General features: G+C 76.8%; 2 protein-coding genes. Both read left to right on the forward strand.

Annotation, left to right across the window (positions count from 1 at the left end; genetic code table 11):
* The first annotated feature begins 40 nt into the window (after positions 1–40).
* Positions 41–9373 carry a type I polyketide synthase gene (locus ABTX81_RS30200; RefSeq protein ID WP_350552078.1) on the forward strand — a complete coding sequence of 3111 codons (9333 nt, stop codon included), beginning with the start codon at positions 41–43 and terminating at the stop codon, positions 9371–9373.
* Between the two features lie 37 nt (positions 9374–9410).
* Positions 9411–15657: type I polyketide synthase (locus ABTX81_RS30205; protein ID WP_502892894.1), on the forward strand; the 6247-nt coding region annotated here is incomplete at its 3' end.

The raw sequence follows: 15657 nt of genomic DNA on the forward strand, positions 1-15657 counted from the left end.
GGGACGGAAGACGACACCGGCCCCAGGAGTGGAACCCACCATGGCGGAATCCTTCGACCTGTCCGTGCCCGACGCCGGCTCACCGCAGGCGGTGGCCGTGATCGGCGCCGCCTGCCGGCTGCCGGGCGCGGCGGACCCGGAGGCGTTCTGGCACCTGCTCGACACGGGCCGCAGCGCGGTGGGGCCGGCTCCGGTCGGGCGGTTCCCCGAGGGTGAGCCGCTCCGGGTCGGTGGCTACCTCGACCAGGTCGACCGCTTCGACCCGGACTTCTTCGGCATCTCCCCGGCCGAGGCCTCCGCCGCCGACCCGCAGCAGCGCCTGGTGCTCGAACTGGCCTGGGAGGCACTGGAGGACGCCGGGGTACTGCCGACCAGGCTGGCCGGTAGCCGAACCGGGGTGTTCGTCGGCGCGATCGGCGGCGACTACGCGGCCCTCGCCGCCCGGACCGGGGCACCTTCCCGGCACACCCTCACCGGCCTGAACCGGGGTGTCATCGCCAACCGGGTCTCCTATGCGCTCGACCTCCGCGGCCCCAGCCTGACCGTTGACTCCGCGCAGTCCTCCTCGCTGGTCGCCGTCCACCTGGCGGTGGAGGCGCTGCGCGCGGGTGAGGCGGAGTACGCGCTGGCGGCCGGGGTCCAGCTCAACCTCGCCCCCGACTCCGCGATCGCCATGGAGCGGTTCGGCGCGCTCTCACCCGACGGCCGCTGCTTCACCTTCGACGCCCGTGCCAACGGCTTCGTCCGCGGAGAGGGCGGCGTGGTGCTGGTCCTCAAGCCGCTGGCCCGGGCGCTCGCCCACGGTGACCGGGTGTACGCCGTGCTGCTCGGCAGCGCGGTCAACAGCGACGGCGCCAGCGACGGGCTGACCGTGCCGAGCGCCGCCGCCCAGGCGGACGTGGTGCGCCGCGCCCTGCGCCGCGCCGGGGTCGAGCCCGGACGGGTCGGGTACGTCGAACTGCACGGCACGGGCACCCGGGTCGGTGACCCGGTCGAGGCCGCCGCGCTCGGGGACGCGCTCGGCGCCGGCCGGAGCGCCGGAGCGCCGCTGCTGGTCGGCTCCGCGAAGACCAACATCGGCCATCTGGAGGGCGCGGCGGGGATCGTCGGACTGCTGAAGACCGTCCTCGCGGTGCACCACCGGCGGCTGCCCGCCAGCCTCAACTTCCGTACTCCGAACCCGGACATCCCGTTCGAGGAGCTGGGGCTGCGGGTGCGGACCGAGTCCGGTCCGTGGCCGCAGGGACAGGAGGACCCGGTCGCCGGGGTCAGCTCGTTCGGGGTCGGCGGTACCAACGCGCACGTGCTGGTCACCACCGCGCCGGACGCCCGGGTCACCACCGCGCCGGACGCCCCGGCGGCCGGGCCGGTGCTGTGGCCGGTGTCCGGGCGAAGCCCCGCCGCGCTGCGCGAACAGGCCCGCCGACTCGCCGAGTTCGCCGAGCGGCGGGCGGACCTCGACCCGGCCGTGATCGGGCGGGCGCTCGCCACCGCCCGCACCCCTTTCGAGTACCGCGCCGCCGTCACCGGCACCGGCCGGCACGAGCTGCTGGCCGGCCTCACGGCCCTCGGCGAGGGCCGGCAGGCCGCCGGGCTGGTCCAGGGCCGCTCCCACAGCGGCGGCGGGACGGTGCTGGTCTTCCCCGGCCAGGGCGCCCAGTGGGACGGGATGGCCCGTGAACTACTCGACCGCGCACCGGCGTTCGCCGACGAGCTGGCCGCCGTCGAGCGGGCGCTCGCTCCGTACACCGACTGGTCGGTGAGCGCCGTGCTGCGCGGTGAACCCGGTGCGCCGAAGCTGGACCGGGTGGACGTGGTCCAGCCCGCGCTGTTCGCCGTGATGGTGTCGCTGGCGGCGCTGTGGCGGGCCGAGGGCGTTCGGCCCGACGCGGTGATCGGCCACTCGCAGGGCGAGATCGCGGCCGCGTACGTCGCCGGTGCGCTCACCCTGGACGACGCCGCCGCGGTGGTCGCACTGCGTGCTCGGGCCATCGCCGGTCTGGGCACCTCCGGCCTCGGCGCGATGGCTTCGGTCCCCTCACCCTCCGCCGAGGTCGCCGAGCGGCTCGGCCGCCGGTCCGCGGCGCTCAACATCGCCGCCGTCAACGGTCCGGCCGCCACCGTGGTCTCCGGCGACCGGGACGCGGTCGAGCAACTGGTCGGGGAGTACCGGGCCGAGGGCGTCCGGGCCCGGCTCGTCCCGGTCGACTACGCCTCGCACTCCCCGCAGGTGGAGCCGCTGCGCGGGACGCTGCCGGGCCTGCTCGCGCACGTCCGCCCCCGTGGCGCCGAGCTCATCTTCTACTCCACCGTCACCGGCGGCCCGCTGGACACCGCCGGGCTGACCGCCGACTACTGGTACCGCAACCTCCGAGGCACCGTCCGGCTCGACGACGCCGTGCGGTCCGCCCTCGCCGACGGGCACCGCACCTTCGTCGAGGTCAGCGCCCACCCCGTGCTGACGTCCGGGCTGGCCCAGACCGCCGACGGGCAGGCCGCCGTCACGGGGACACTGCGCCGTGACCACGGCGGGCCCGAGCAGTTCGAGGCGGCCCTGGCCGACCTGTGGGTGCGCGGTGGAGCCGTCGACTGGTCCGCGCGGTACCCCGGGCGGGGCGGGCACGTGCCGCTGCCCACCTACGCGTTCCAGCGCCGCCGGCTGTGGCTGGACGGCGTCACCGCGCCGCTGGCGGCGGGTGGCGCCCCGGTGGCCGGGGAGCAGAGCGTTCCGGAGGCCGACGGCTGGAGCGAGGAGGCGGCGCTGGCCGCCGTCCGTGCCGGGGCCGCGCTGGTGCTCGGCCAGAGCGGACCGGACGCGATCGACCCCGACCGCACCTTCAAGGACCTCGGCTTCGACTCGGTCGCCGCCGTCGAGTTCCGCGACCGGCTCTCCGGAGCGACCGGCCTCGCCCTGCCGTCCACGCTGACCTTCGACCACCCCACCCCGCGCGCGGTCGCCGCGCACCTGGCCGCACCGGCGGGGCCGGCCCGGCCGGCCGGGGAGTTCCGGGCGGCGGCGGACGACGACCCGATCGCGGTGGTCGCGCTCGGCGGACGGTGGCCCGGCGGCGCCGACGACCCCGAACAGCTGTGGGAGCTGCTGCGCGACGGCCGCGACGCGATCGGACCGTTCCCCGCCAACCGCGGCTGGGACCTGGAGGCGCTCTACGACCCCGACGGGGAGCGCCCCGGCAGCTCGTACACCCGCCAGGGCGGGTTCCTGACCGACGCCGACCGCTTCGACGGCGCCTTCTTCGGCCTCGCCCCGAGGGAGGCGGCCGCGATGGACCCGCAGCAGCGGCTGCTGTTGGAGACCGCGTGGGAGGTGACCGAACGGGCCGGCATCGTCCCCGCCACCCTGCGCGGCAGCCGCACCGGCGTCTTCGTCGGCGCCATGCCGCAGGAGTACGGGCCGCGCCTGCACGAGACCCCTGCCGCGTACGAGGGCCACGCCCTCACCGGCTCCCTCGGCTCCGTCGCCTCCGGCCGGCTCGCGTACACCCTGGGGTTGGAGGGCCCGGCGATCACCGTCGACACCGCCTGCTCGTCCTCGCTGGTGGCGATCCACCTCGCCGGCCAGGCGCTGCGCGCCGGGGAGTGCGACCTGGCCCTTGCCGGCGGCGTCACGGTGATGTCCGCACCCGGCATGTTCACCGAGTTCAGCCGCCAGCGCGGACTCGCCCCGGACGGGCGGTGCAAACCCTTCGCCGCCGCCGCCGACGGCACCGCCTGGGCCGAGGGCGTCGGCCTGGTCCTGCTGGAGCGGCTCTCCGACGCGCGAAGGCGCGGCCACCGTGTCCTCGCCCTCGTCCGCGGCTCCGCCGTCAACCAGGACGGCGCCTCCAACGGGCTCAGCGCCCCCAACGGCCCCGCCCAGGAACGCGTCATCCGCCAGGCCCTCGCCCAGGCCGGCCTCGCTCCCGGCGACGTCGACGCCGTCGAGGCGCACGGGACCGGTACGGCGCTCGGCGACCCGATCGAGGCCGGCGCGCTGATCGCCGCGTACGGACACGGGCGCGAGCGGCCGCTGCTGATCGGCTCCGCCAAGTCCAACCTCGGCCACACGCAGGCCGCGGCCGGCGTCACCGGCGTGATCAAGCTCGTCCAGGCGCTGCACCACGGCGAACTGCCCGGCACGCTGCACCTGGACGCGCCCTCCCCGCACGTCGACTGGGCGGCGGGGGACGTCGCGCTGCTCGACCGCACCACGCCGTGGCCCGCCACCGGGCGGCCCCGCCGCGCCGCCGTCTCCTCGTTCGGGATCAGCGGCACCAACGCCCACCTGATCCTGGAGGAGGCGCCGCAGGACCCGGCGGACACCGGGTCGGAGGCCACCGACGCCCGGCCGGCCTCCGGCACCGGACCGTCGCCGGCCGCGCACCCCGGCACCGAGCCGGGGCGACCCGCCACCGCCGGACCCGCCGCGGAACGCGTGCCGTTGCTCGTCTCCGGCCGCGGCGAAGCGGCCCTGCGCGCACAGGCGGAGCGGCTGGTGCCGCTGGCCGAGCGGGGAACGCCGGGTCTGGGCCGGGCGCTCGCCACCACGCGGACGCACTTCGAGCACCGGGCGGCCGTCCTCGGCGACCCGGCGGACGGCCTGCGGGCGCTCGCCGACGGCCGGGAGGCCCCCGGGCTGCTGCGGGCCACCGCCGCCCGCGGCGTGCGCACCGCCTTCCTGTACTCCGGCCAGGGCAGCCAGCGGCCCGGCGCGGGCCACGAGCTGTACGCCTGCGAACCGGCGTTCGCCGCCGCCGTGGACGAGGCCGCCGCGCTGTTCGCCGGCGAGCTCGCCGTACCGCTCACCGAGGTGATGTTCGCCGCCCCCGGCACCGAGCAGGCCGCGCTGCTGGACACCACCGCGTACACCCAGCCCGCGCTGTTCACCCTGCACGTCGCGCTGCACCGGCTCGCCGAGTCGTACGGGCTGCGCCCCGGCCACCTGATCGGGCACTCGGTCGGCGAGCTGAGCGCCGCTCACCTGGCCGGGGTGCTCTCCCTCCCGGACGCCGTCACCCTGGTCGCCGCGCGCGGCCGGCTGATGGAGGCACTGCCCGCCGCGGGCGCGATGGTCGCGGTGCGGGCCACCGAGGCCGAGGTGGCGGCCGACCTCGGGCCGGCGGTGTCGCTGGCAGCCGTCAACGGCCCCTCCTCCGTGGTGCTCTCCGGCGACGGCGAGCAGGTGCGCCGGATCGCCGACGCCTGGCGGACCCGAGGCCGCCGGACCAAGCTGCTCCAGGTCGGCCGGGCCTTCCACTCACCGCACATGGACGCCGTCCTGAAGGAGTTCCGCGCCGTCGCCGAGCGCCTCGACTACCGCGAGCCGCGGCTCGCCGTGGTGTCCAACCTCACCGGCGCGCCCGCCACCGCCGAGCAGCTGCGCAGCCCCGGCTACTGGGTGCGGCACATCCGCGAGGCGGTCCGCTTCCACGACGGCGTGCGCAGCCTCCGGGCGGCCGGGGTCACCGCCTACCTGGAACTCGGTCCCGGCCCGGTGCTCACCGCGCTGGCCGAGGACAGCCTCGACGACTCCGCCGAGCCCCGGGTGCTGGCCGCCGCGCTGCGCGCCGACCGGCCCGAACGCGACACCGTCACCGAGGCCCTGACCCGGCTGCACCTGCACGGCGTCGAGATCGACTGGCACGCCGTGCTCCCCGGGGCGCCGGCCCGCACCGACTTGCCCACCTACCCCTTCCAGCGCGATCGGTACTGGCTCGACCAGCCGACCGCGCCCGACGGCGGGACGGGCGGGCTCGCGGCCACCGGGCACCCGCTGCTCGGCGCGGTCACCGAACTCCCCGACGGCGCCGGACTGTTGCTCAGCGGCCGGATCTCGCTGCGGACCCACCCGTGGCTGGCCGACCACGCCGTCGGCGGCTCGGTCCTGCTCCCGGGCACCGCGCTGCTGGAACTCGCCGTGCAGGCCGGGACGCACGCGGGGACGAGCCGGGTCGAGTCGCTCGACCTGGAGACTCCGCTGGTGCTGCCCGAGCACGGCGGGATCAGGCTCCAGGCAGTGGTCGGCGACGAGGACGGCACCGGCCGACGACCGGTCCAGCTCCGCTCGCAGCCGGACCTCCCGGACGCCGGGTGGACCCGCCACGCCACCGGCGTCCTGGCCCCGCCCGGCCCTGCACCGCAGTCGCCGGACGCCGCGTGGCCGCCGGCCGGTGCCGAGCCGGTCGACCTCGACGACCTGTACGCCGGCCTGACCGGCCGCGGCTACCACTACGGCCCGGCGTTCCGGGGCCTGCGTGCCGCCTGGCGGCGCGGCGAGGACCTGTACGCGGAGACCGCCCCCGCCGCCGACGCCGCCTCGTACGCGATGCACCCGGCCCTGTTGGACGCCGCACTGCACGCGGTGGTCCGGGAGGCCGAGCGGACCGTCGTGCCCTTCGCCTGGCGGGACGTGACGGTGCACCGCACCGGCGCCACCGCGCTGCGGGTCCGGATCACCCCGGCCGGCCAGGACACCGTGGCACTGGAAGCGGCCGACCTCTCCGGCACACCGGTCGCCACCGTGGCGGCCCTCACCCTGCGGGCGGCTGCCGCCGGGACGGGGGAGACGTCCCTGCGGCTCGACTGGCAGGTCCTCCCGGCCGATGCCGTCGAACCCGCCGCCGGCACGGCGGGGCCCGCCGTCGACTGGGTGGCGTTCGGGGAGGAGGCACACCGGCTGGACCGGACACGGCCGTCGGTGAGCGCGGCCGGGGCGCGGCCCGCACACACGGCGCTGGCCGTGGTACGGGACGCCGGGGCGGCGCTGGCCACGGTGCAGGAGTGGCTGGCCGGTGACGGCGGCACGCTGGCGGTCGCGACCGAGCACGCCGTCGCCACCCATCCCGGCGAGGACGTGCCCGACCCGGCAGCCGGCGGCGTCTGGGGCCTGGTCCGCACCGCGCAGGCCGAGCACCCCGACCGCCTGCTGCTGGTGGACCTGGACGGCACCCGCGAGTCGCTGGCCGCGCTGCCCCGCGCGCTCGCCACCGGCGAGCCGCAGTTCGCGCTGCGCTCCGGCGAGATCCTCGTCCCCCGGCTGACCCGGGACCACCACAAGGACCTGCTGGACGTGACCGGCCGGGATACCTGGCGGCTCGACACCGATACCCCGGGCAGCCTGGACAGCCTCGCCGCGCTGCCCGCCCCCGAGGCCCGCCGCCCGCTCGGGCCGGGCGAGGTGCGGCTCGCGGTGCGCGCCGCCGGATTGAACTTCCGGGACGTGCTCATCGCGCTCGGCGTCTACCCGGGCGGCGCCAGGATCGGTGCGGAGGCTGCCGGCACGGTGCTGGAGACCGGGCCGGGTGTCGAGAGCCTGCGGGTGGGCGACCGGGTGGCGGGCCTCGTCCAGGGCACCCTGGGCCCGGTCGCGGTCACCGACCACCGGCTGCTGTTCCACGTCCCCGAGGGCTGGAGCGACGCGCAGGCCGCCACCGTCCCGGTCGCGTTCCTGACCGCGTACCACGGCCTGCACGACCTGGCGGGGCTGCGTGCGGGGGAGAGCGTGCTGGTCCACGCCGCCGCCGGCGGGGTCGGCCAGGCTGCTGTCCAGCTGGCCCGGCACGGTGGGGCCACGGTGTACGGGACGGCGAGCCCCGGCAAATGGGCAACGCTGCGCGGCCTCGGCCTGGACGGCGACCGGATCGCCTCCAGCCGCACCCTGGACTTCGAGTCCGCGTTCCGGGCGGCCACCGGCGGACACGGCGTCGACGTCGTCCTCAACGCGCTGGCCGGGGAGTTCACGGACGCCTCGCTACGGCTGCTGGCCCCGGGCGGCCGGTTCGTCGAGATGGGCAAGACCGACCAGCGCGATCCGGCGGCGGTCGCACGGGAGTACGGCGGCGCCGCGTACCTGGCGTTCGACCTGTTCGACGTCGATCCCGCCCGGATCGCCGCCGTCCTCGCCGAACTCGCCCCGCTGTTCGCCGCGGGCACGCTCACCCCGCTGCCGGTGCACGCCCAGGACGTCCGGCACGCGGCGAAGGCGGTCCGCCGGCTCAGCCAGGCCCGGCACACCGGCAAGCTGGCGCTCACCCTGCCCGCACCGCTCGCGGACGGCGGCACCGTGCTGGTCACCGGCGGCACCGGTGCGCTCGGCGGCCTGGTGGCCCGGCGCCTGGTCACCCACCATGCCGTCCGGCACCTGCTGCTGGCGAGCCGACAGGGCGTGCGGGCTCCCGGCGCGGCGGACCTCGCGGCCGAACTCGCCGCGCTCGGCGCCGGGACCACCGTCACCGCCTGCGACCTCGGCGACCCGGCGGCGGTGCAGGCACTGGTCGCGGCCGTGCCGGCCGCCCACCCGCTCACCGCCGTCGTGCACACCGCCGGTGTGCTGGACGACACCGTGCTGGGCTCGCTCACCGCCGAGCGGCTGCGCCGGGTCGCCGCGCCCAAGGCCGAGGCGGCCTGGCACCTGCACCGCGCCACCGCCCACCTGGACCTGGCCGCGTTCGTCCTGTTCTCCTCCGCCGTCGGCCTGCTCGGCAACCCCGGCCAGGCCAACTACGCCGCGGCCAACGCACAGTTGGACGCACTGGCCCAGCACCGCCGGGTACGCGGCCTGCCCGCGGTCTCGCTCGCATGGGGTCACTGGGCGGAGGCCGGCGGCATGGCGGCCGGCCTCGGCGCGGCGGAGACCGAACGGCTCGCCGCGACCGGCCTCGCGCCCATGGACAACGCGTACGGCCTGGCCCTGTTCGACGCCGCCCTCGGCACGCCGGAGGGCACCCCCGGGACGCCGTACGCCCTGCTCGCCGCCGCGCGGATCGACACCGCGGCCGTCCCCGCCGACCGGTTGTCGCCGCTGCTGCGCGGTCTGGCCCCGCGCCGCCCCCGGCGCGGGGCGGCGGGTGACGGCGCGGCGGCCCTGACGGCCAGGCTGGCCGGCCGCCCGGCCGCCGAGCAGGAACGGGAGCTGCTGGACCTGGTCCGGTCGACCGCCGCCGCCGTGCTCGGCCACCCCGACGCCGGCGCCGTCCGGCCCGACATCGGCTTCATGGACGCCGAGTTCGACTCGCTCGGGGTGATCGAGCTGCGCAACCGGATCAACACGGCCACCGGCCTGCGACTGCCCACCACCGCCCTGTTCGACCACGCCACCCCGACCGCCCTCGCGGCCCACCTGAGGGAGCGGCTGGCACCGGCCGAACAACCCCGGCTCCCCGACACCGCAGCCGAGTTCGCCCGGCTGGAGCAGGTCCTCGCGGCCCTGCGCGAGGACCCGGACGCCCGCGCCGACGCGGCTGCCCGCCTGGCCGCCCTGCTGACGGGGCTCGGCGCACCGGCACCGGCCGGCGACGACGACCTGGCCGCCCGGATCGGCGAGATCAGCAACGACGACATCTTCGACTTCATCGACAACGAGCTCGGAATTTCCTGAGGAAGGCACGCAGAGAATGAGCACGGACGAGCAGAAGCTGCGCGACTACCTCAACAAGGTCGCGACCGAGCTGCACCAGACCCGCCGACGGCTCGCCGAGGCCGAGGCCAAGGCCGAAGGCACCGGCCCGGAGGAGCCGATCGCCATCGTCGGCATGGCCTGCCGCTTCCCCGGCGGCGCCGACACCCCCCAGGCGCTGTGGCGCCTGGTCACCGAGGAACGCGACGTGGTCGGCCCGTTCCCGACCGACCGCGGTTGGGACCTCGACCACCTCTACGATCCCGATCCGGACCGGCCCGGTCGCAGCTACGCCCGCGAGGGCGGCTTCCTCTACGACGCGGGAGAGTTCGACGCCGGGTTCTTCGGCGTCTCGCCGCGCGAGGCGCTCGCCGCCGAGCCGCAGCAGCGGCTGCTGCTGGAGACCGCCTGGGAGGCGCTGGAGGACGCCGCGATCGACCCGCACGCGCTGCGCGGCAGCCGCACCGGAGTCTTCGCGGGCGTCATCGCCCAGGAGTACGGCCCGAGCATGCACCACCTGCCCGCCGAGCAGACCGACGGGTACGTGCTGACCGGCACCACCACCTCGGTCGCCTCCGGCCGGATCGCCTACACCCTCGGACTGGAGGGCCCGGCGGTCACCGTCGACACGGCGTGCTCGTCCTCGCTGGTCGCCCTGCACCTCGCCGCCCGTGCGCTGCGCGCCGGCGAGTGCGACCTGGCGCTCGCGGGCGGCGCCACCGTGTTGTCCGCGCCCGGCATGTTCATCGAGTTCAGCCGGCAGCGGGGCCTCGCCCCGGACGGCCGGTGCAAGCCCTTCGCCGCCGCCGCCGACGGCACCGGCTGGGGCGAGGGCGCCGGCCTGATCGTCCTGGAGAAGCTCTCCGACGCCCGGCGCAACGGCCATCGAATCCTCGCCGTGCTGCGCGGCTCCGCCGTCAACCAGGACGGCCGCAGCAGCCAGCTCACCGCCCCCAGCGGCAGCTCCCAGCAGCGGGTGATCCGTGCGGCGTTGGCTTCGGCGGGGCTGGGTCCGTCGGAGGTGGACGTGGTGGAGGCGCACGGGACGGGTACGGCGCTCGGTGATCCGATCGAGGCGCAGGCGTTGTTGGCGACGTACGGGCGGGGGCGGGAGCGCCCGTTGTGGTTGGGGTCGGTGAAGTCGAACATCGGGCACACGCAGGCGGCGGCGGGTGTGGCGGGTGTGATCAAGTCGGTGCTGGCGATCCGGCACGGGGTGCTGCCGAGGACGTTGCACGTGGATGCGCCGTCGCCGCATGTGGACTGGTCGGCGGGTGAGGTGCGGTTGCTGACGGAGGAGCGGCCCTGGCCGGAGGTCGGGCGTCCGCGTCGGGCGGCGGTGTCGGCGTTCGGCGTCTCCGGGACCAACGCGCACGTGATCATCGAGCAGGCCCCGGCAGCCGGGCCCGCCGAGCGCGGGACGGCCCCGCACGTGCTGCCGTTCGTCGTGTCGGCCCGTTCGGCCCAGGCACTGCGCGTCCAGGCCGGGCGGATCGCCGCCGCCCTGGAGCACACCGACGCGCTGGACGCCGCCCACACCCTGGTGCGCGGCCGGGCCACGCTCGAGGAGCGGGCCGTGGCCGTCGGCCGCCCGGACGCGCTGCGCGACCTGGACGGGCCCGAGGTGGTCCGCGGCAGCGCCGGGACCCCCGGCAAGGTGGTCTTCGTCTTCCCCGGCCAGGGCTCCCAGTGGGTCGGCATGGCCGCCGGACTGCTCGCCACCGAGCCGGTCTTCGCCGAGGCCCTGGAGGAGTGCGCCGAGGCGCTCGCCCCGCACACCGACTGGTCGCTGCTGGACGTGGTCCGCGGCGTCCCCGGCGGACCGGACCCGGACCGGGTGGACGTGGTCCAGCCGACCCTGTGGGCCGTGATGGTCGCCCTCGCCGCCCTCTGGCAGGCGTACGGGGTGCGCCCCGATGCCGTGGTCGGTCACAGCCAGGGCGAGGTCGCCGCCGCGTATGTGGCCGGCGGACTGACCCTCCCCGACGCGGCCCGGATCGTCGCCCGCCGCGCCCAGGCGCTCGCCACCCTCTCCGGCAAGGGCGGCATGGTGTCGGTGGCCCACCCGCTCGCCGAGGTCGAGCAGCGGATCACCGCCTGGCCGGGGCGGCTGTCCATCGGCGTGGTGAACGGCCCGCTGTCCACCGTGGTCTCGGGTGACCTGGACGCGCTCGCCGAACTCACCGAGGCCTACACCGCCGAGGGCGTCCGGGTCCGCCCGGTCAACATCGACTACGCCTCGCACTCGGCGCAGACCGACGCCCTGCGCGGGCAGCTGCTGGAGCTGCTCGCTCCCGTCCGCCCGCGCACCGGTACCGTTCCGCTGCTGTCCACCGTCACCGGCGCGTGGCAGGACACCGCCGGACTGGACGCCGCGTACTGGTTCCAGAACCTGCGCCGCACCGTGCGGTTCGAGCAGGCCACCCGGCAGCTCGCGGTCACCGGGCACACCGTCTTCGTCGAGGTCAGCCCGCACCCGGTGCTCACCGACGCCATCGAGGACACCCTGGACGACGCCGGCGTCGCCGGCCCGGTGGTCACCGGGTCGCTCCGCCGCGACCAGGGCGGTCGGACCCGCTGGCTCACCTCGGTCGCCGAACTCCACGTCCGCGGCGTCGCCGTGGACTGGACGGCCGCCTTCGCCGGGACCGCCCCCCACCCCGCCGAGTTGCCCACCTACCCCTTCCAGCGGCAGCGGTACTGGCTGGACGCCACGCGCTCGCCCGAGCACCTCGCCGGCCGGGCGCCGGCCCCCGACGGCCGGTTCTGGGACCTGGTCGCCGGCCGGGACGCCGGACGGCTCGGCGAGGAGATCGGCGTCGACGACGACCGGCTCATCCCCGTGCTGCCCGCGCTGGCCTCCTGGTGGGACCGCCGGCAGGCGGCGAGCGCCGCCGACGGATGGCGCCACCGGATCACCTGGCGGCCCGCCGCCGTGCCCGCCTCGCCCGCCGCGGACGGCAGCTGGCTGATCGTCACCGCCGAGGAGCACACCACCCACCCGTGGACGGCCGCCCTCGGCGAGGCGCTCGCCGCGCTCGGTGCCCGGACCGCCGTGCTGGCCGTCGGCCCGGACCGGGCCCGGCTCGCCGCCGACCTGACCGCCGCGGGCCCGGTGGCCGGCGTGGTCTCGCTGCTCGCCCTGCGCGCGGGCAGCCACCCCGAGCACCCCGCGCTGCCCTGGTCGCACGCCGCCTCGGTCGCCCTCGCCCAGGCGCTGGACGACACCGGGACACCCGCCCCGATCTGGTACCTCACCAGCGGCGCCGTCTCCACCGGCCCGTCCGACCCGGTCACCGACCCGGACCGGGCCCTGGTCTGGGGCTTCGGCGCGATCCTCGCCGTCGAACAGCCCGACCTGCACGGCGGACTGCTCGACTTGCCCGCCGAGCCCGACGGGCGCGTCTGGCGGCAGGCCGCCGCGCTGATCGCCGACACCGCCGCCGAGCGCGAGGTGGAACTCGCCCTGCGGCCCGCCGGGGCCTTCGCCCGGCGCCTGGTCACCGCCGCCCCGGTGGGCGAGGCCGCCGAACCCTGGCAGCCGACCGGCACCACCCTGATCACCGGCGGCACCGGCGCCCTCGGCGGGCACGTCGCCCGCTGGCTCGCCGCGCGCGGCGCCGAGCACCTGCTGCTGGTCAGCCGGCGGGGCGCCGACGCGCCCGGCGCGGCCGTGCTGGAGGCCGAACTCGCGGCCCTCGGCACCCGGGTGAGCTTCGCCGCCGCCGACGTCGCCGACCGCGACGCGCTCACCGCCGTCCTGGACGGCATACCCGCGGAGCTGCCGCTCACCGCCGTGGTGCACACCGCGGCCGCCCTGCACGACGGACTGATCCCCACCCTGACCGCCGAGCGGCAGGAGCTCGCCCTGCGCGCCAAGGCCGGCGCCGCCCGGCTGCTGCACGAGCTCACCGCCGACCGCGAGCTCGCCGCGTTCGTCCTGTTCTCCTCGCTCGCGGGCGTCGCGGGCATTCCCGGCCAGGCCAACTACGCCCCGGGCAACGCCTACCTGGACGCCCTGGCCGCCGAACGCCGGGCCGCCGGGCTGCCCGCCACCGCCATCGCCTGGGGTCACTGGGCCGGTGACGGCATCGCCGCCGACGGCGCCGAGCAGCAGCTGCTCCGGCACGGCCTGGTCTCGCTGCCGCCCGTGCAGGCGGTCGAGATCCTCGGCCAGGCCCTCGACCACGGCGAGAGCCACCTGGTGGTCGCCGACGCCGACTGGACGACCCTGTTCCGCGGCCGACGGCACCCGCTCGCCGCCGAGCTCGCCGGCGGCGGCGCGCCCGAACCGGCGGCCGACGAGCCGGGGGGCGACCTGCTCGGACGGCTGGCCGCGCTGCCGGCGGCCGAGCGCCGCCGCAGCCTGCTCGGCGTGGTCCGCGCCCAGGCCGCCGCCGTGCAGCGGCACCGCTCCGAGGACGCGATCGACCCCGCCCGGGCCTTCCGCGAGCAGGGCTTCGACTCGCTCACCGCCGTCGAGTTCCGCAACCGGCTCGGCGCCGCCACCGGACGACGGCTTCCCGCCACCGCGGTCTTCGACCACCCCACCCCCGCCGCGCTCGCCGACTGGCTGGCCGACGAGCTGTGGGGCGCCGAGGAGCCGCCGGCCGCCGCCCCCGCGACCTCGGCCGCGCCGGACACCGACCCGATCGCCATCGTCGGCATGGCCTGCCGCTACCCCGGCGGGGTCGGTGCGCCCGAGGACCTCTGGCGCCTGGTCAGCGACGGTGTCGACGCCCTCGGCGAGTTTCCGACGGACCGCGGCTGGGACCTGGAGAACCTGTACAGCCCCGACCCCGACCGCCCCGGCACCTCCTACGCCCGGCACGGCGGATTCCTGGACACGATCGGCGACTTCGACGCCGAGTTCTTCGGCATCTCCCCGCGCGAGGCGCCCGCCGTCGACCCGCAGCAGCGGTTGCTGTTGGAGACCGCCTGGCAGCTCTTCGAACGCGCGGGCATCGACGCGACCGCGCTGCGCGGCAGCCGCACCGGCGTCTTCGCCGGCATCTCCGGCCGCGACTACGGCTCCGGCAACCAGCAGGTGCCCGGGGAACTGGAGGCCTACCTGGGCATCGGCAACGCGGGCAGCGTGGCGTCGGGGCGGATCTCGTACACCTTCGGGTTCGAGGGCCCGGCGGTGACGGTCGACACCGCCTGCTCGTCGTCGCTGGTCGCGCTGCACCTGGCCGCCCAGTCGCTGCGCAGCGGGGAGAGCGACCTGGCGGTGGCCGGCGGTGTGCTGCTGATGACCACGCCCACCACCTTCGTGGAGTTCTCCCGGCAGCGGGCGATGTCCCCGGACGGGCGCTGCAAGGCCTTCGCGGCGGCGGCGGACGGCACGGGGTGGGCGGAAGGCGTGGGTCTGCTGCTGGTGGAGCGGCTGTCGGACGCCCGGCGCAACGGGCACCAGGTGCTCGCGGTGCTGCGCGGCAGCGCGGTGAACCAGGACGGCGCGTCCAACGGGCTCACCGCGCCGAGCGGGCCGTCGCAGCAGCGGGTGATCCGTGCGGCGCTCGCTTCGGCGGGGTTGGGTCCGTCGGAGGTGGATGTGGTGGAGGCGCACGGGACGGGTACGACGTTGGGTGATCCGATCGAGGCGCAGGCGTTGTTGGCGACGTACGGGCGGGGGCGGGAGCGCCCGTTGTGGTTGGGGTCGGTGAAGTCGAACATCGGGCACACGCAGGCGGCGGCGGGTGTGGCGGGTGTGATCAAGTCGGTGCTGGCGATCCGGCACGGGGTGCTGCCGCGGACGTTGCACGTGGATGCGCCGTCGCCGCATGTGGACTGGTCGGCGGGTGAGGTGCGGTTGCTGACGGAGGAGCGGCCCTGGCCGGAGGTCGGGCGTCCGCGTCGGGCGGCGGTGTCGGCGTTCGGTGTCTCCGGGACCAACGCGCACGTGATCATCGAGCAGGCCCCGGACGACGCCGAACCCGACCACGCCCTGTCGGCACCGCCCCTGGTGCCCTTCGTGGTCTCCGCGCGCTCGGCCGAGGCGCTGCGGGCGCAGGCCGGGCAGATCGCCGGCCTGGCGGCCGACGGCGATGCGGTCGCGGTCGCCCAGGCGCTGGTCTCCTCGCGGGCCCACCTGGAGGAGCGAGCCGTGGTCCTCGGCCCGGTCGGGGCACTGCGCGCCCTCGACGGACCCGAGGTGATCCGCGGCACCGCCGGCTCCGGCGGGCTCGCCTTCCTGTTCTCCGGTCAGGGGAGTCAGCGGGTGGGGATGGGGCGGGAGTTGTACGCGTCGTTCCCGGTGTTCGCGG

Origin of the sequence: Kitasatospora sp. NPDC097605 (assembly GCF_040302725.1) — a bacterium.
Classification (GTDB): Bacteria; Actinomycetota; Actinomycetes; order Streptomycetales; family Streptomycetaceae; genus Kitasatospora.

Coding starts and splice junctions, on each gene's coding strand:
- ABTX81_RS30200 (WP_350552078.1), top strand. CDS start 41: ATGGCGGAATCCTTCGACCTGTCCGTGCCCGACGCCGGCTCACCGCAG.